Origin of the sequence: Mycobacterium marseillense, from assembly GCF_010731675.1 — a bacterium.
Taxonomy (GTDB): Bacteria; Actinomycetota; Actinomycetes; order Mycobacteriales; family Mycobacteriaceae; genus Mycobacterium; species Mycobacterium marseillense.
In genome coordinates this window covers 4566760-4584179 of record NZ_AP022584.1, presented here as the reverse complement: position 1 = coordinate 4584179, position 17420 = coordinate 4566760, and the positions used below count along the sequence as shown (strand labels likewise).

The following is a 17420-nucleotide window of genomic DNA, read 5'->3' as shown; positions in this document are numbered from 1 at the left end:
AGGGCTTCCTCCCTGCTCAAACGCCATTGGCCATGTAACGGTCTACCACAGAGTGATAGTGGCCGATGACAACTTCTTCCTTCACCAGCGACATGTGGTCGAGCCTGCTGTTGCGCAGGCCGAGTTGTTGGCGCGGCATCTGGTCGTAATCCTGTTGCAGCGCTTCGAAATACTTGTAGGTGCCGGGCTCGTCGACTTCGGTCAGGGGCACCCTGAACGCGTCACGGTGTTCCGGTGGTAGGTACATGTAGCTGCTGACATGCCAGACGCATCGGTTCGGGTCGCCGTCCGGGTGCGGCACCGCCATGATGACGTGGCATTCGCCGGCGCGAATCGTCATGAAATAGTTCGGGAACAGCACCCAGCCCTGGTTGTCGCTCATCTGGTCGTCGGTAAGCCCACCGACATCGAGGCCCATCCCGGTCAGGGTGTCGCGGGTGGCCTGTTGGAGCAGCGTGCGGGCCGTCACGTCCTCGGGAAACTCCACTGAGTCGTCGGACCCGCGGTATTGCGCGACCAACTCTTGGAAGCGCGGCATGACGGCGACGGTGGAGGGAAACGTGTCCGGGAGGTTCAGGATGCCTTCAATCTGCTTGTCCGCACTGGCCCCTTTCACCTCGAAGGGCGCCACTGCGACGCTGTGGTTTTCGAAGAACCGGTATCGGGCGCTCGTCGGATCGATGACGAGGACGCTGAGCAGTTGCGGGTGGATGCCGTTGATGTGGTAGCCCTCCTCGAAGGCGTCCATCACGACTTTCCAGTTGCATTCCAAGGACTCTCGAACGTTCATCACGGTGACCATCTCATCGAGGTGGTAAGGCGCGAGCAGTTCGGTCACTTCGGGGCCGAGAAAATCGCTGAGTGGCTGAGCGTTGGGATCGGGATTGAGAAAGATGAACCCACCGAAGGTGTCGACGGGCACCTCCAGCAGCGAGTTCTCACCCTTGTCGATCGGGCCGGCGAGGTTCTCGCGCAGCATTCCGCGCAACTTGCCGTCCAGGTCGTACGACCAGAGGTGGTACTGACATAGGAAGCCGCGCTTGGCATTTCCGGTTGCCGCGTTGCACAGGATGTTTCCCCGGTGGCGGCAGGCGTTGACGAAGCCCCGTAGCTTCTCGTCCTTACCGCGGACGATCACGAACGATTGGTTCAGGATCCGGTATTGCTTCCAGTCGCCCACCTTCGGTAGCTCATCGACCCGGCCGACAATCTGCCAGACGCGCATCCAGATCCGCTCGCGCTCTTGCAACGAGTATTCACGCGACCGGTACCGGTCGGTCGAGATGCACATGTTGAACGCGTCGGCGGCGACATCGGCAAGGCCGATTCCCGCTTCCTGCTCCACCCACTGTCCGGGGCGTGTCACTTGGCTCATGACGATCTCCTCATCGTGGTGCCGGCGGTGCGCCGTGAGGGCTACGGCGACCGCTGCGTCTGCGTCGTGATGCGTGTCACCATATACAGAGATGTATTCTATATACAAGGATGTATTAAAGTGGCGCAGGTCACTGTGGCGGCGGGGCGGCGCCACCGCGGTCGATGCGACGATCGAGGCATTCGCTATGAATAGGATTGCGCGGCAGGGCATTTCGATCGACCGCAGTGCCCGAACGAGCGCTGAGCGTGTTGCGGTGTGGGAGGATGGGCCGGTGGCGGAACGATGGACCAGGGAGCGGCGTCTCGAGCACACGCGCGGCCTCTTGTTGGATGCCGCCGAGGAGGTCTTCGCGCGCAAGGGCCTCAGCGGCGCCGCGCTCGAGGACATCGCGGACGCGGCCGGGTACACGCGCGGCGCCATCTATTCCCACTTCGGGGCCAAGGAAGAATTGTTTCTCGCGGTGACCGACCGTCAGCGGCAACGCTTTCTCGATGGCTTCGCCGGAGCCATCGAGTCGTTCCGTCGCCTTGGCGATATCGACATCGATGAACTCGCTGAGCGGTGGAGTGCGGCCAGCGGCGATCCGAACCGCGCCGCGCTCAACTACGAACTCTCGTTGTTCTTGTTGCGCAGCCCGGAGGCGCGCCACCGGCTCGCGTCACAGCGAATGGAGACGATCAGCTCGCTGGCCGAATTCATTGCCAAGAATGTGGCGCGGCTCGGTGCGTCACTGACGATGCCCGCCGAGACGCTGGCCCGCGTCATCCTCGCAGTCAACGACGGTGTCACCCTTGGCAGCGAACTCGACGGGGTCGACCTCTACCGTCCGTATCTGCAGTTGGTGCTGTCGGCCATCGTCCCCGCCGGCGGCACTTAATCTGACGTCGAACGTCGACCTGTTGGGCGAAAATGGGCGATCCGGGCACAACTACTCGACGCTCGGCAACTCCGGCGGGGGACGGTACTCGGGCTCGTAACCGGAGACATGGATGGGACTGCCCACCAGACGGAAATCGCCCGCCGTCACAACCACTTCCGGGGTGGCCTCAAGAGCCTCGGGCAGGGTCCTGACGGCCGCCGCCGGGACCCCGAGCGGGCGCAGCCGCCGTTCCCACCCGGCCGCGCTGTCGGTCGCCAGCATCGCCGTGACGACGGCGAGCACTTCGTCGCGGCGGGTGACCCGCTCGGCCATCGTCTCGAAACCCCCGATGCCCGCCTCTGCGGCGAACGACTTCCAGAATCCATCATGGGTGATGAACAACGCCAGATATCCGTCCGCGGTCGGAAACAGCTGGGCCGGAACGTAGTAGGAGTGCGCCCCGTGGGGGCGCCGCTGCGGCTCCACGCCGCTGTTGAGGTAGGCGGAGGCGTGGTAGTTCAGCTGTGACAGCATGACGTCGCGCAGCGACACATCCACTTGCCCTCCGGTGCCGGAGATGACCTTGGCCAAAAGCCCCAGCGCCGCGGACATTCCGGTGGAGTTGTCGGCCGACGAGTACCCGGGCAGCGTCGGCGGACCGTCCGGGTCACCGGTCAGCGCCGCGGTGCCGACACCGGCCTGCACCACATAATCGAACGCGGGGTCGTCGCCGCCGTACAGGCCGAAGCCGGTGATCGCCACGCAGACGATCCGCTCGTTGTGCCGCCGCAGCTGCTCGTAGGTGAGCCCCAGCCGTCGGATGGCCGACGGCTTCAGGTTCACCAGCAAGGCGTGGGATTCGGCGACCAGTTCGCCCAGGCGCTGTTGTCCCGCATCCGAATTCAGGTCCAGGCAGATGCTGGACTTGTTCCGGTTGAGGCTGGCGAAGTACGTCGCGCCGACGCTGCGGGAGATCTCGCCGCCGGCAGGCTCGATCTTGGTGACCTCGGCGCCGAGGTCGGCGAGCAACATGGTGGCGTACGGGCCGGCCAGCATGGTGCCGACCTCGAGGATGCGTATCCCCGCCAGCGGCCCGGTGTTGCCGCCAGTCAACGCAATTCCGCGGCGAGCGAGGCGATCATTTCGCGGGTGCGGCGCTTGGAGGCGACCAGCTCGTCCCGGTTGTCGCCGATGGGCAGCAGCCGCACCGACAGATCGGTCACGCCGGCATCGGCGAAACGACGCATCCGGGCCAGGATCTGTTCGGAGTCACCCGCCGCGCACAGGTCGCCGACGTCGCGCGCATCGCCGCGATCGAGCAGGCGCTGGTAGTTGGGTGACACCTCGGCCTCACCCAGGATACGGTTGGCCCGCTCCTTGGCCTCCTCGACTTGCGAAGGCGCACACAGGCATACCGGGATGCCCGCGACGATCCGCGGGGCGGGCCGCCCGGCGTCGGCGGCGGCCTTGGTGATCTTCGGCGCGATGTGATCACCGATCGCGCGCTCGTCGGCCATCCACAACACGGTGCCGTCGGCGAGTTCACCGGCGAGCTGCAGCATCACCGGCCCCAGCGCGGCGACCAACACCGGCATCGGGGTATCCGCCCCGATCGCCAGCGGGTTGTGCACGGTGAACGAATCGTTCTCGACATCCACCGGGCCCGGCCCGGCGACGGCGGTGTTGAGCACCTGCAGGTAATTGCGGGTGTAGGCGGCCGGCTTCTCGTACGGCAGGCCGAGCATGTCCCGGATGATCCAGTGGTGCGACGGTCCGACACCGAGGGCCAGCCGCCCGCCTGCCACCGCGTGTGTCGAAAGCGCTTGGCGGGCAAGCGCGATCGGATGCTGGGCCTGCAGGGGCACCACCGCGGTACCCAGCTCGATGCGCGAGCTGTGCGCGGCCATCAGCGACACCATGGTCAGGCAGTCGAAGTCGTTGGGCACCTGCGGCATCCACGCCGTGTCCAGCCCTGCGGATTCGGCCCATTCGATATCGGAGGCCAGCTTGTGCACCTTGCGGGCCATGTCGCCACGCTCGGCACCGATCATTACTCCGACGCGCACTGTTCCTCTTTTTCTGAAGCGGGTTCGTTCTCGGTGGATTCCGCCGTGCCGGTCAGCGCGCGGATATCGCGCACCAGGTTGTCCAGCGGTGTCCCGGTGGGGAATACGGCCGCGGCCCCGGCGGAGAGCAGTTTGGGGACGTCGGCGTGCGGGATGGTTCCGCCGACGACGACGGAGATGTCGGCGGCGTCGGCGGCGCGCAGCGCCTCGACGGTGCGCGCGGTGAGCGCCAGGTGCGCGCCGGAGAGGATGCTCAAGCCGACCACGGCGACGTCTTCCTGCACCGCGATCGAGGCGATGTCCTCGATGCGCTGACGGATACCCGTGTAGATGACCTCGAATCCGGCGTCGCGCAGGGTGCGGGCGACGATCTTGGCGCCGCGGTCGTGCCCGTCCAAGCCGGGTTTGGCAACCAGAACGCGAACGGCCACTTAGAACACCACCGGCTGCTGGAACTCGCCCCACACCGCTTTGAGCGCGGAGACCATCTCACCGACCGTGCAGTAGGCGTTGGCGCAGTCGATCAATTTGTGCATCAGGTTGTCGTCTCCTTCCGCGGAACGCGACAGGGCGGCAAGGGTGGATTGTACTGCGGCCGAATCCCTTTCGGACTTTACCTTGGAGAGCCGCTTGAGCTGAAGGTCACGCCCTTCGGCGTCGAGCTCGTAAGTGACGACGTCGTGTTCGGGTTCCTCGGTCACGAAGCGGTTGACCCCCACCACCGGGCGGGTGCCCGCTTCGACGTCCTGATGCATCTTGAACGCCTCGTCGGCGATCAGGCCCTGCAGGTAACCGTCCTCGATGGCATGGACCATGCCGCCGTGCCGCTCGAGGTCGGACATGATCTCGATGATGCGCTCCTCGGTCGCGTCGGTCAGCGCCTCCACGAAATACGAGCCGCCCAGCGGGTCGGCCACACTGGCCACGCCGGTTTCGTGCGCGAGGATCTGCTGGGTGCGCAACGCCAGGGTCGTGGTCTCCTCGGTGGGCAGCGCGAACGGCTCGTCCCAGGCCGCCGTGAACATCGACTGGACCCCGCCCAACACAGCGGCCATGGCCTCATAGGCCACGCGGACGATGTTGTTGTGGGCCTGCGGGGCATACAGCGACGCCCCGCCACAGACGCAGCCGAAGCGGAACATCGCCGCCTTGTCCTTCGTCGCCCCGTAGCGCTCCCGCACGATCGTCGCCCAACGCCGCCGTCCCGCACGGTACTTGGCGATTTCTTCGAAGAAGTCCCCGTGGGTATAGAAGAAGAACGAAATCTGCGGCGCGAACTGGTCGATCGTCATGCGGCCGCGCTCCACCACGGTGTCGCAGTAGGTGACGCCGTCGGCGAGGGTGAACGCCATCTCCTGCACCGCGTTGGCCCCGGCGTCGCGGAAATGCGCACCGGCAACCGAAATCGCGTTGAACCTGGGCACCTCGGCGGCGCAGAACTCGATGGTGTCCGCGATCAACCGCAGGGACGGCTCCGGCGGCCAGATCCACGTGCCGCGCGAGGCGTACTCCTTGAGGATGTCGTTCTGGATGGTCCCGGTGAGCTTGGCGCGCGGGATACCTTTTTTCTCGGCGGCGGCGACGTAGAACGCCAGCAGGATCGCCGCCGTGCCGTTGATGGTCATGCTGGTGCTGAGCTTGTCCAGCGGGATGCCGTCGAACAGGATCTCGAAATCGGCCAGGGTGTCCACGGCGACGCCGACCCGGCCGACCTCCTCGCCGAACTCGGGATCGTCGGAGTCGTAGCCGCACTGAGTCGGCAGGTCGAGCGCGACCGACAGCCCGGTCCCGCCCTGATCCAGCAGGTAGCGGTAACGACGATTGGATTCCTCGGCGGTGCCGAACCCCGAATACTGGCGGAACGTCCACAGCTTGCCGCGGTAGCCCGACGCGAAGTTGCCGCGAGTGAAGGGGAACTCCCCGGGCTGGGGAGGCTCCGCGCCTCTATCCGCCGGCCCATATACGGGCTGCAGCGGGATGCCGGAGGGAGTGTGGGCCGTATTATCCATCGGTGAATAACGTACTTGCAAAAAAAGAGAATGCCAATACCACACGCTTGACCAGGTCAAAGGAGACGAATGGCTAACAACGAGCTCGCCGATCGCACGGTGGTGATCTCCGGCGGGAGCCGCGGCATCGGACTCGCGATTGGAATCGCCGCGGCTCGCCGAGGCGCCAACGTGGTGCTGCTGGCCAAGACCGACACACCCCATCCGCGCCTGCCCGGGACGGTGCACACCGCGGCGGCTGACGTCGAGGCCGCCGGCGGGAAGGCGCTGGCCGTCGTGGGCGACGTGCGCCGCGAAGAGGACGTGCAGCGCGTGGTCGACGCGGCCGTGCATCGGTTCGGCGGCATCGACGTCTGCGTCAACAACGCCAGCGCCATCGCGACCGACCCGACGGCCGTGCTGTCGGCCAAGAAATACGACCTGATGCAGGAGATCAACCTGCGCGGCACCTTCCTGCTGACCAAGGCGTGCGTGCCCCATCTCCAGAAATCGGCCAACCCGCACGTGCTGACCATCTCGCCACCGATCAATATGAACCCCCGTTGGCTGGGCGCCCACCCGGCCTACACGCTGTCCAAGTACGGGATGACGCTGCTGTCACTGGGCTGGGCGGCCGAGTTCGCGGACGACGGGATCGGCGTGAACTGTCTGTGGCCGGAGACCTACATCGCCACCGCGGCGGTCACCAACATGGCCGATGGCGACCGGTTGGCCGCGTCGTCGCGCAGCCCCGAGATCATGGGCGACGCCGCCGTCGAGATCGTCTCCCGACCGGCCCGGGAAGCCACCGGCGAGTGCCACATCGACGCGACGCTGCTGCGATCCGCCGGGGTCGCGGACCTGTCCGGGTACGGCGGCGGCGAGCAGCCCATCCCGGACCTGTTCTTGGACTGATCCCTAGGTGCGGCAAAGGATTTCGCCGTGCGGGATGGCGATCCAGCCGTCGTCGGCGGCGGCCCATTCCCGCCACGCGGCGGAGATCTCCTCGAGCTGCGCGGGGGTGGCCAAGTCGAGGCTCACCAGGTCGCGGGCCACGGTGGAATGCAGGATTCGGTCGGCCCACATCCCACCCCACCATTCGCGCGTCTCGGCTGTGGCGTAGCACCACAGGCTGCCGGACGGCGTGATGTCCTCGAATCCCGCCTGCTGTGCCCAGGACAGCAGGCGCCGGCCCGCGTCCGGTTCGCCGCGGTTGGCGCGCGCGACCCGCTGGTAGAGCTCTCGCCACAACTCGAGGGCGGGCAGCTGCGGGTACCAGATGAAACCCGCATAGTCGGCGTCGCGGACGGCCACGATGCCGTCCGGCGCGCACACTCGCCGCATCTCGCGCAGGGCCCGCACCGGGTCGGCGACGTGCTGCAGCACCTGGTGGGCGTGGACGACATCGAATGTGTCGTCGGCAAAGTCGAGGTTGTGCACGTCGGCGGTGCCGAACGAGACGTTGGACAGATTGCGTTGTTGGGCTTCGGCGCGGGCCGCGCCCAGGACGTCCGCGACTTGGTCGACGGCGGTGACGGATCCGGGTGCGACGCGCGCGGCGAGGTCAGCGGTGATGGTGCCGGGCCCGCATCCGACGTCCAGCACCGACAGGCCCGGCTTCAGGTGTGCCAGCAGGTACGCCGCCGAATCCTCGGCGGTGCGGCGCCGGTGGCTGCGCAGCACCGACTCGTGGTGCCCGTGCGTATAACTGGCCCGGTCATTCATGGCGCCAGCTTACGGCGACGAGCCACATGATGAAATATGCGTCTCGCTATTTGAGACAGCTAGTCGACGGGGACGTTGAGGATCGGGAGGTCGGAACCGGCTCCCGGACCGTCGAAATGCCACCATTCGCCCGAATACACTTTCAGGCCGCCGTAGTTCATGGCGTTGCGCAGCGCGGACCGATTCGCCTTCGCGTCGGCGCTGATGCCCTGGGTGTTGAAAGCCGTTGCCCGCGGGGTAAAGTCGTCGAAGTCGGTGCCCATATCGGCGAGACAAAGCCCACCCGCGTGCTGTCCCGATGAGCATGGCTGTTGGGTCGTCGTGAACGTCACATCGACCGAGCGTCCCGACTCATGGCTGCGCGCATACTGGCCCGGACGTGCCACCCAGGCGGGGTTGGGGACGAGGCTGAACATCTTGACCTGGACGTCGTGCGGCCGATAGCAGTCCCAGAAGACCAGGAGGTGCCCCTGCGGGCGCAGGGCGCCGGCCGCGGCGGCGAGGCCGGGGGCCATCGATTGGTGCACAAGGCATCTGGCATCGGATGGATACAGCTGCGTGTGGGTGAAATTGTTGGTCGTCGCGTAGCGCAGATCGAGCACCGCGTCGGGCACGACGGTGCGGATGTCGACGAAGCCGGCCGCTCGGGCGGCGTCGCTGACCGGCGGCACGTCGGGGCCGGCCTGGGCGGTCCCCACGCCGGAGACCGCGACCAGACCCGCGACGATCGCGAGCGCACGGACCCGGCGCAAAAAACGCATTCGGCCATTGTCGCAGTTGGTCACCCCGAGTTGCGTTATCTCCTACGAGATGTCGCCCTCGACATAGCGCTGCAGGTTCGGCGCCATCGCCGCCACCACCTGGTCCTCGGACATGGACGCGATCGGCTCTATCTTCCAGACGTAGCGCAACAGCGCGAAGCCGATCAGCTGGGTGGCGATCAGCCCGCTGCGCCGCAGTCGTTCGTCCTCGTCGGCCCCCAGGGTGGACCCGCCGATCAGACCTCGCTCCACGATCAGCCGCAGCTTCTCCCGGGTCTTGTCTTCATGGGCGGCGGTCAGCACCACCGCGCGCAGGATCGGACCGACCTCGTCGTCGGTCCAGGTGTCCAGGACGGTGCGGATCAATTGCCGGCCGAGGTCGGCCTTGGGCGTCGCCCACGTCGCGGCCACCGCGTCGAGCCATTTCTGCGGCGGCGTGGTGGCGGCATCAAGCAGGCCCTCCTTCGAGCCGAAGTAGTGGTAGATGAGCGCCGGGTCGACGTCCGCGGTCCGGGCGACGGCCCGAATTGCCGTTCCGGCCCAGCCATTTTCGGCGAATTCGTCGCGGGCGGCGGCCAGGATGCGCCCCGCCAGCACACCGCGCTCGTCGCGCGGACCCGGGACGATCGATCGTGTCGGCACCGCCTCACCATACCCGAAGTTTCATCTTGCGTTGAGACTAATCTCAACGTAGCGTGAAACTATGACACCGCTCAACGGTCCGCAGACCACGGGCCGCGAATACCGGAATCTCAGCGAGCCGCAGTACGCGTCGCGCACCGACATCAACACCGCGATCGCAATGCGCGACGGCACAACACTTTTGGCCGACATTCACCGGCCCGATGCCGACGGCCGCTTCCCGGCGCTGCTGGCAGCCTCGCCATATCCGCGGCAGATGCAGGATCTCGGCGCGCCCGCGGGGTTCATCGAGGCCGGCAGGACCGACTTCTGGGTGCCACGCGGCTACGTGCACGTCATCGCCAACCTCCGCGGCACCTGCGGCTCCGAGGGCTCCTTCAACTTCTTCGACGCGCAGGAGCGCCGGGATGTGCACGACTTAGTGGAGTGGATCGCGGCTCAGCCGTGGTGCGACGGGAACGTCGGAATGATCGGCATCAGCTACTTCGCGATGACCCAGCTCGAGGCGGCCGTCGAGCGGCCGCCTCACCTCAAAGCGATCTTTCCCCTGGCCGTGACCAGCGACCTGTACGAGGGCGCCAACCACCACGGGCTGTTGAGTTCGTCTTTCATCACACCGTTTCTCGCCATGATGGGCCTGACTGCCGACCGCAGCGACAAGCTGTGGCGCAGCAAGCCAATCGGACTGGCGCGGCGCGTGCTCAAGAGCCCGAGGGTGCACAAGAAATTCGAGACCATGAACGGCGAGGCGGCGGTCACCATGCTGCGCCAACTGCTCAGGCTGCCGCACAATCCCCATCCGTGGGACGAACTATGGCAGGAGGCGGTGGTCAAGCACCCGACGCGCGACGAGTGGTGGGATGAGCGAAACCTGCTGCCACTGCTCAAGGAAATCGACATCCCGGTCTACCTGGGGTGTGATTGGCAGAATGTGCCGTTACACCTGCCTTCGACGTTCGCAACCTGGAAGCGGCTGTCGGGCAACGGGTGTGTGCGGATGGGCATGCTCGGCGAGTTCGGGCTGACATGGCCATGGGAAAGCATGCACACCGAGGCGCTGGCCTGGTACGACCATTGGCTGAAGGGGCGCGACACCGGGATCACCGAGGGGCCACCGATCCGCTACTTCCTGCCGGGCGCCGACGAGTGGCGAACTGCCGACTCCTGGCCGCCCTCGCAAGCCCCGCATCGCGAGCTGGCCCTGCGCACTGACGGCGTTTTGGATGCCGACGAAGGGGAGCCGGGCGGTCGCGAATTCATGGTGTTGGGATCAGGCCTGGGCCGCATCAAAGCCAGCGAGATCGATCCGCCGTCGATGTTGGCATGGACCAGCGCGCCGCTGAGCCAGGATGTCGATGTGGTCGGCGATGTCGAGCTGCGGCTGGTTGCCTCGGCGACGGCGATCGATACCGCGTGGATGGCCACGCTGCACGACGTGGCGCCTGATGGGGAAGCGACCGACGTGACCGCAGGCTGGTTGCGCGCCAGCTTGCGCGAGGTCGACGAAGCGGCCAGCCGCCCGGGTGCGCCGGTGTTACCCTGCAAAAACCCGCAAGCGGTGCCGCTGGGCGAGGATGTCGAGTATCGAATCCCGTTGGTGCCCAATGCTCGCCGGTTCAAGAAAGGCCAGCGCATCCGCCTGACGCTCACCAGCGACGACCAGGACCCAGCGACACCGGCGATCATGAACTTCCGCCATGCCAGCGTCGGCACGTCCAGCTTGAACACGGTGCGCTCGTCTTCGAGGTTATTCATTCCGGTGCTCGGGTAGCCAACGGCAGTGCCGGCGGCGGAAACGTCATCTGCTGCCAGCAGGTGGAAAGGCCCTTGCAGGTTGTCTGGGCCGTCAGGGCGTGGCCGGGTCGCGCCTCATCCGCGTTCTGCGGTCGCGACGGCGAGCCAGTCGTCGGCCGACAGCCGGCTTGCGCGCGACGGGTCGTAGCGCCGCAAGAGCGCAGGCACACTCACGTGCTCGCGTAGTTCAAATCCGTGCTCTGCCAATGTCACGGTCAGGTCGGCCTCGGTGAAGTCGGTGCGATACGGTTCGCCGCGCCTGGCTACCATCCGGGTGATCCGGCCCGCGCTTTTCCACGGCGTGCTGGCGCTGACGACGCCCGCCGCGATATGGTCCAAAACCAGTCGACTCCCCGGGGCGCAGAGTCCGGCGAGGTCGGCGAGCGTCGCGTCGATGGCGCCGCGCGTCAGGTAGGGAGTAACTCCAAGCCAGACCACGAGGGCCGCCGCGGTGGGGTCGAAGCCGGCGGCGAGCAGCGTTTCACGGAGCGCGTTCTGTTCCAAATCACAAGCAACCCAGTGCATTCGGCAGTGGTGCTGCGGTGGCAACAACCGTTCGACGACCGGTCGCTTCTCCGCTTGAGTGGCCGGCGCGTCGACCTCGAAGATTGTCACCGGGGTGTCGGCCCGGCGAAGGCTGGTGGTGTCGAAGCCCGCACCCAGCAGCACGAGTTGGCTGATTCCTGCGCTGATCGCGGTCTCACATGCGTCGTCGACGTAGCGCACCCGAAGCGCGATGTGGGCGTGCAGCCCTCCCCACAGCCGGTCGAAGATCCGAAGCGCGGCGTCGGCTGAGCGCCAGTGCGTCAGCAGGGCGCGCAGCGCGCGGTGCCTGACGAAACGCCGGGAGTACGTGTCGTCCACCAGGCGGCGCCCCGATGGCCGCAGCGTTTCCGCTGCGCGCTGGAACGCATTGACTTCGGCGGTCCAACTCGCTGCGCGATCTAGGCGCCGAGTGCCCACATCAACCATCGACTCCCCTTTGCAACGAACTGCCCGCTATTCGACGCTATCCAGCAGACCGGCCCATCGGTAAGGTCCAATTCGATGGCGAATTCTTGGACCAGTCGCGATACCGGAGTCGACCTGCACCTTGACCTTCCCCCGGGGCGGGGCCGGCGCGCAGCGCTCGAAGATGCTCTGCGACAAGCTATCCGGGGTGGACGCCTCGCCGCGGACGAAGTGCTGCCGTCCTCGCGTGCCCTCGCCACACAACTCGGGCTTGCCCGCGGAACGGTCGTCGAGGTCTATGCGCAACTGGGAGCCGAGGGATACCTCCGCACCCGTCCAGGTGCGGCGACCCAGGTGGCGGGCGGCCCGCACCTTCAGGCGCCGACCCATCCCGCGCGGGTTATCCACCGCTACGCGGCCGATTTTCGCCTCGGCCGTCCGGACCTCAGCATGTTCCCTCGCGCCGAATGGCTACGCGCGCTGCGCCGGGTCCTCGAGGTCACTCCCCACGCCGAGCTCGGGCCGGCGGATCCGCGGGGGTCACCGCGCTTGCGCGCGGCGCTGGCCAACTATCTGGGTCGAGTGCGCGGCGTGCTCACTACCGGGGAGCACATCGTCGTCTGCAGCGGGTTCACGCAGGGGCTGCGTCTGGTGTGTGACGCGCTGGCCGCGAGCGGGGCCCGATCGGTCGCCCTCGAAAATCCCTGCCTGCCCGACCATCGCGCGACGGCGGTGGCGAGCGGCCTCACCGTCGAGCCCCTCGACGTCGACCACGGGGGTGCGCGGCCCGAGGGATTCAACAAACGCGTCGCCGCGGCGGTGCTCACCCCGGCACACCAGGCTCCGCTCGGTGCAACGCTCGTTGCCGACCGACGCACCGAGTTTGCGCACATCGCCGCCGCCCGAGGCGCGTATCTGATCGAGGACGACTACGACGGGGAATTTCGCTACGACCGCCACCCCGTCGGCGCGCTGCAGGGCCTGGCGCCCGAGCACGTCGTCTACGCGGGCAGCGCCAGCAAGAGCCTGGCGCCCGGCCTGCGCCTTGGCTGGCTCGCGCTGCCCGCCGCATTGGTCGACGGGGTGGTCGAAGCCAAGCGCCGCGCCGACCGTGGAACCGACGTCCTCGCGCAGCTGACGTTCGCGGAGTTGATCGAATCCGGTGCGCTCGACCGGCACATCAGACGGATGCGGCGGCGCTACCGCAACCGCCGCGATGCCCTCGTCGCAGCCCTCGGCCGCTGCGCCCCCGGGATGCCGGTGTTGGGCATCTCGGCCGGCCTTCACGCCGTTGTCGCGCTCCCCGAGCGCATTTCGGAGGCCGACGTGTTGAAGGTCGCGCACGGACGCGACATCGCCCTCACCGGGCTGAACCCCTTCTGGCACGGCACAAGCCGCCACACGGACGGAATCGTCATCGGATACGGGACACCGCCCGAGCACGAATACACCACGGCACTCGCGCATCTCGGGCAGTTCCTGTCGACCGTGGCCGGCCGTAGCGGCTAGCCTCGATGCTGGGCCAGCGATACCGCAGGAAGTCACGAGGAGGTGCGGCAATGCCGATGATCGACGTGACGTTCGTGCGTGGCTCGGTGGATCAGGACGCGCTGAATCGACTGGCCGACGAGTTGGTCACCGTGTTGCTGCGGGCCGAACGCGCCCCGGACACACCGTTTTTGCGTGACAACACGTGGGTGTATCTACACGCGCTAGACCCGGAGGCGCTCTCGGTGGACGGTCGGGGTCCGGGCGCGCCCCGGTTCAGGGTCGATCTCACGGTGTTCGACGGCGCACTGTCGCGGGACCGCAAGGAACAGCCGGCCGCCGACGTGCACACCGCTATCTGCGCCGCGGCGAGAATCGAGGCGCAAGGCCCGATGGCCTTTCATGTGTGGACGTTGATCCACGAGATCCCTGAAGGGAATTGGGCCGGCGGCGGCAATGTCATCTACTACCAGCAGGTGAACGGCCTTGTGGCGGAGGATTGATGCGGTCAGCCGGCCGACGTGAAGTCGATGTGCAACTCCGTCAGGCCGCGCAGCAGGAACGTCGGCTCGTACTGGTACTGACGGCCGCGAACCGATCCGTGCTTGGCCTCGCTGATGGTGAAATCGCGGGTGCGGTCGAGGATCCGGTTGATGGTGATCTGTCCTTCCACCCGCGCCAGCGGCGCGCCCGCGCAGGTGTGAATGCCGCGACCGAACGCGATGTGCTCGCGAACGTTCTTTCGGTCGGCCCGGAACTCGTTGGGGTTCTCGAACTTTCGCGGATCGCGGTTGGCGGCCCCCAGGCACAGCATGATGACGGTGCCAGCCGGGATGTGCACCCCGCCCAGAGTGGTGGTCTTACGCGCCAGTCGGAAGTCGACCTTGGTCGGGCTCTGCATGCGCAGCGCCTCCTCGATGAAGGTCCCGATGAGGCTGCGGTCGGCGCGGAGTCGCTGCTGCAACTCGGGCTGGTCACCGAGGACCTGCACCGCCGAGCTGAGCAGTTTGGTCACGGTCTCCTGCCCCGCCGCGAACAGGAAGGTCGCCGGCCGGACGACCTCCAACAGCGGCGGGACCGACCCGTCGGGGTAGGTCGCGGTAGCCAGGCCGGTCAGCACGTCTTCGCGGGGCCGTTGTCGCCGGTCGTCGATGTAGGCGCTGAAGAGATCGTCGAGATACTGCAACGGGTTGCTGCCCACCGGTTCGTGATCCAACGCGCCTACCCGGGCGCCCGGCGCATTACCGGCCCCGAGATTGCGGCGGATCTCCGGGCGGTCCTCGTCGGGGACCCCGAGCAGATCGGCGATCGCCAGCGTCGCGAATGGCTTCGCGTACTCGCTGAGGAATTCGCAGTGGCCGTTGGCAATGAACTCGTCGAATTGCCGGTCGGCCAATTGCCAGATGTAGTCCTTGTTTTCCTGCAGCCGGCGCGGGGTCAGGAGCCGCCCGAGTAGGGAACGCGCCTTTTCATGCTCGGGCGGGTCCATGACGACCATGTGCTCGAAGATCGGGAATTCGTGGCGATGCGCTTCGATCTGCTCACTGATGTCGTCGCCTTCCGGGGTGAACGGCAGCGGCGGGAACGGGCCGCCGATCGCGTTGACCGCGGAAAAGGAATCCACGTCTTTGAAGGCCGCCTGCACTTCCTGGTAGCCGGTGACGGCCACGACCCCGTAGTGGGGTTCGCGGAACACCGGTCCCTGGTTGCGCAGGTACTCCCAGTAGTCATAGGGGTCTTGCGCGACGTCGGCGTCGGTGAAGTAGTCGACGTTGGCGAGCTCGGTCATGAGTCCAATTCCTTTTCTTGACACCGAAAAGCGCAGTGCATCACGCTGATGCGTCGCCGGCGACGACGCTGATGGCTTGGCGCGGACAGGCGGCCGCCGCGGCTTCCACGCTGTGGCGCAACGCTCCAGCCGGTTCTTCATCGCAGGTCGCGATGTCATCGCCCAGGTCGAAAACCTCGGGGGCGATCTCCACGCAGAGGGCGTGCGCCTCACACAGGCGCGGTTCCACCCGGACACGCATACGGCGCCCTCCGTCCCCTCTTTGCGACTCCGCAACTGATCGATCGACCAAATTGCTAGGATGCGGTATGCCTACCACGGATCGCGCGGACCGGTCAAGCAAACCCGGCACGCCCAACCGCGCGGCGGCGCGCCAAACCAAGAGGAATCCCGACGCCGGCGCGCGCGGCAAGCTGATCGAGGCCACCGCCCGCATCATGCGCGAGGAAGGCTATGCCGCGGCCACCTCCCGGCGGGTCGCCGCCGAGGCCGGCGTCAAGCAGGCGCTGGTCTATTACTACTTCCCGACAATGGACGATTTGTTCGTCGAGGTGCTGCGGACCGGTGCCGAGACCGCGCTCACACACATGCGCGCCCTGCTGGCCGAGGACGACCCCCTGCGCGCCCTGTGGGTGATGAACAGCGACACCGCAGTGACGGCCCTCAACGCCGAATTCATGGCATTGGCCAACCACCGCAAGGCAATTGGCGCTGAACTCAAGGCCTACGCCGAGCGGGTTCGTGACATCGAGACGGCGGCGGTCACCATGGTGCTGCGCGCCAACGGGGTCGATCTCGAGGAATATCCTCCGGTGGCGATCTCGATGCTGATCGCGCAGGTGGCGCGCAGCCTGTGCAACGAGAGCGCCGTCGGCGTCACCCAGGGGCACGACGAGTTGCGCGCGTTCGTCGAGCGCCAACTGAGCCTGCTGGCGACACCGGCGGCCGCGTCGACCCCAAGCAGCTAGCACCGATCGCCGCCTGCACGCGGGCGCGAGCGTCACTGCCGGAATGTGGGCCGCCCTTCGACGCGCGGCTGTTGACACTGCGACGGAATGGTGCCACCCTTCCTGATCGATCGACAAACAACTGTCGGCCAGGTCGAAGTGAGGTGCTGTCATGGGTGGAAGAGTCGAGGGCAAGGTCGCGTTCATCACCGGGGCGGCTCGCGGCCAGGGCCGCAGCCACGCGGTGCGCCTGGCGCAGGAAGGCGCCGACATCATCGCGGTCGACATCTGCACGCCGATCAGCAGCAGCAGCGAGATCCCGCCGTCCACACCGGATGATCTAGCCGAGACGGCCGACCTTATCAAGGGCCTCAACCGGCGCATCGTGACCGCAGAAGTCGACGTGCGCGATTTCGACGCGCTGAAGGCGGCGGTGGACAGCGGCGTCGAGCAGCTCGGCCGGCTGGACATCATCTGCGCCAACGCCGGAATCGGCAACGGCGGGCAGACCCTCGACAAGACCAGTGAAGACGACTGGCGCGACATGATCGACGTCAACCTTTCCGGCGTCTGGAAAACCGTCAAAGCCGGTGTGCCGCACCTGATTTCCCAGGGACAAGGCGGCTCGATCATTCTGACCAGCTCGGTCGGCGGCCTCAAGGCCTATCCGCACACCGGTCACTACATCGCCGCCAAGCACGGCGTGGTCGGCTTGATGCGCACCTTCGCCGTCGAACTCGGCGAGCACTTCATTCGGGTGAATTCGGTGCACCCCACCAACGTGAACACGCCCATGTTCATGAACGAGGGGACGATGAAGCTGTTCCGGCCCGACCTGAAGAATCCCGGGCCCGATGACCTCAAAGTCGCCGCGCAGTTCATGCACGTGCTGCCCATCGGTTGGGTCGAGCCCGCGGACATCAGCAACGCCGTGCTGTTCCTGGCTTCCGACGAATCCCGTTACATCACAGGTCTTCCGGTCACCGTCGACGCCGGGAGCATGCTCAAGTAAGGGTTTTCGCTCCCCCACCG

Annotated in this window: 18 protein-coding genes; 7 read left to right on the top strand and 11 right to left on the bottom strand. The window is 66.7% G+C overall.

Annotated elements, in window-relative coordinates; genetic code table 11:
• Positions 1-16 precede the first annotated feature (16 nt).
• Complete coding sequence (locus G6N26_RS21410; protein WP_083014846.1) at positions 17-1375, bottom strand: aromatic ring-hydroxylating oxygenase subunit alpha; 1359 nt, start codon at positions 1373-1375, stop codon at positions 17-19.
• A gap of 274 nt (positions 1376-1649) precedes the next feature.
• Here G6N26_RS21410 and G6N26_RS21405 point away from each other — a divergent pair, with 274 nt between their 5' ends.
• On the top strand, positions 1650-2255 hold the full coding sequence (locus G6N26_RS21405) for a TetR/AcrR family transcriptional regulator (protein ID WP_083015171.1): 606 nt from the start codon (positions 1650-1652) through the stop codon (positions 2253-2255).
• A 51-nt stretch (positions 2256-2306) separates the two neighbouring features.
• Here G6N26_RS21405 and G6N26_RS21400 read toward each other — a convergent pair whose 3' ends face one another.
• From G6N26_RS21400 to G6N26_RS21385, 4 genes are read right to left on the bottom strand one after another with little or no spacing between them, the layout of a single operon-like run.
• Positions 2307-3350, bottom strand: a complete 1044-nt coding sequence (locus G6N26_RS21400; RefSeq protein WP_067165595.1) for a CaiB/BaiF CoA transferase family protein — start codon at positions 3348-3350, stop codon at positions 2307-2309.
• On the bottom strand, positions 3347-4303 hold the full coding sequence (locus G6N26_RS21395) for an LLM class F420-dependent oxidoreductase (RefSeq protein WP_067165598.1): 957 nt from the start codon (positions 4301-4303) through the stop codon (positions 3347-3349). Before G6N26_RS21395 ends, G6N26_RS21400 begins: the two co-directional genes overlap by 4 nt.
• Positions 4288-4734 (bottom strand): cobalamin B12-binding domain-containing protein, encoded by a 447-nt coding sequence (locus tag G6N26_RS21390; RefSeq protein ID WP_067165601.1) that lies wholly within the window; start codon positions 4732-4734, stop codon positions 4288-4290. Before G6N26_RS21390 ends, G6N26_RS21395 begins: the two co-directional genes overlap by 16 nt.
• On the bottom strand, positions 4735-6312 hold the full coding sequence (locus G6N26_RS21385) for a methylmalonyl-CoA mutase family protein (RefSeq protein WP_083014842.1): 1578 nt from the start codon (positions 6310-6312) through the stop codon (positions 4735-4737).
• 69 nt (positions 6313-6381) lie between these two features.
• On the opposite strand from G6N26_RS21385, the gene G6N26_RS21380 reads away from it, so the two are divergent.
• Complete coding sequence (locus G6N26_RS21380; protein WP_067165608.1) at positions 6382-7206, top strand: SDR family oxidoreductase; 825 nt, start codon at positions 6382-6384, stop codon at positions 7204-7206.
• A gap of 3 nt (positions 7207-7209) precedes the next feature.
• Here G6N26_RS21380 and G6N26_RS21375 read toward each other — a convergent pair whose 3' ends face one another.
• From G6N26_RS21375 to G6N26_RS21365, 3 genes are read right to left on the bottom strand one after another with little or no spacing between them, the layout of a single operon-like run.
• Positions 7210-8016, bottom strand: a complete 807-nt coding sequence (locus G6N26_RS21375; RefSeq protein WP_083014839.1) for a methyltransferase domain-containing protein — start codon at positions 8014-8016, stop codon at positions 7210-7212.
• Positions 8017-8075: 59 nt separating this feature from the next.
• Positions 8076-8777: a M15 family metallopeptidase gene (locus G6N26_RS21370; protein WP_067165676.1), complete on the bottom strand. Its 702-nt coding sequence runs from the start codon at positions 8775-8777 to the stop codon at positions 8076-8078.
• 42 nt (positions 8778-8819) lie between these two features.
• Positions 8820-9419 carry a TetR/AcrR family transcriptional regulator gene (locus tag G6N26_RS21365; RefSeq protein WP_095576529.1) on the bottom strand — a complete coding sequence of 200 codons (600 nt, stop codon included), beginning with the start codon at positions 9417-9419 and terminating at the stop codon, positions 8820-8822.
• A gap of 61 nt (positions 9420-9480) precedes the next feature.
• On the opposite strand from G6N26_RS21365, the gene G6N26_RS21360 reads away from it, so the two are divergent.
• Positions 9481-11190, top strand: a complete 1710-nt coding sequence (locus tag G6N26_RS21360) for a CocE/NonD family hydrolase (RefSeq protein ID WP_083014835.1) — start codon at positions 9481-9483, stop codon at positions 11188-11190.
• 98 nt (positions 11191-11288) lie between these two features.
• Here G6N26_RS21360 and G6N26_RS21355 read toward each other — a convergent pair whose 3' ends face one another.
• Positions 11289-12176 carry a class I SAM-dependent methyltransferase gene (locus G6N26_RS21355; protein WP_308208244.1) on the bottom strand — a complete coding sequence of 296 codons (888 nt, stop codon included), beginning with the start codon at positions 12174-12176 and terminating at the stop codon, positions 11289-11291.
• An 84-nt stretch (positions 12177-12260) separates the two neighbouring features.
• Here G6N26_RS21355 and pdxR point away from each other — a divergent pair, with 84 nt between their 5' ends.
• Both pdxR and G6N26_RS21345 read left to right on the top strand, forming a co-directional pair.
• Positions 12261-13673 (top strand): MocR-like pyridoxine biosynthesis transcription factor PdxR, encoded by a 1413-nt coding sequence (pdxR, locus tag G6N26_RS21350; protein WP_083014829.1) that lies wholly within the window; start codon positions 12261-12263, stop codon positions 13671-13673.
• 50 nt (positions 13674-13723) lie between these two features.
• Positions 13724-14155: a tautomerase family protein gene (locus G6N26_RS21345; protein WP_083014826.1), complete on the top strand. Its 432-nt coding sequence runs from the start codon at positions 13724-13726 to the stop codon at positions 14153-14155.
• Positions 14156-14160: 5 nt separating this feature from the next.
• On the opposite strand, the gene G6N26_RS21340 is transcribed toward G6N26_RS21345, so the two are convergent.
• Positions 14161-15441, bottom strand: coding sequence for a cytochrome P450 (locus tag G6N26_RS21340; RefSeq protein WP_083014823.1), 1281 nt, complete (start codon positions 15439-15441; stop codon positions 14161-14163).
• A 40-nt stretch (positions 15442-15481) separates the two neighbouring features.
• Positions 15482-15682, bottom strand: coding sequence for a ferredoxin (locus G6N26_RS21335; RefSeq protein WP_083014819.1), 201 nt, complete (start codon positions 15680-15682; stop codon positions 15482-15484).
• Positions 15683-15854: 172 nt separating this feature from the next.
• Here G6N26_RS21335 and G6N26_RS21330 point away from each other — a divergent pair, with 172 nt between their 5' ends.
• Positions 15855-16409 carry a TetR/AcrR family transcriptional regulator gene (locus tag G6N26_RS21330; RefSeq protein WP_167526026.1) on the top strand — a complete coding sequence of 185 codons (555 nt, stop codon included), beginning with the start codon at positions 15855-15857 and terminating at the stop codon, positions 16407-16409.
• Between the two features lie 151 nt (positions 16410-16560).
• A complete protein-coding gene (locus G6N26_RS21325; RefSeq protein WP_083014812.1) occupies positions 16561-17400 on the top strand; it encodes a mycofactocin-coupled SDR family oxidoreductase in 840 nt (279 codons plus the stop codon).
• The last annotated feature ends 20 nt before the right edge of the window (positions 17401-17420 follow it).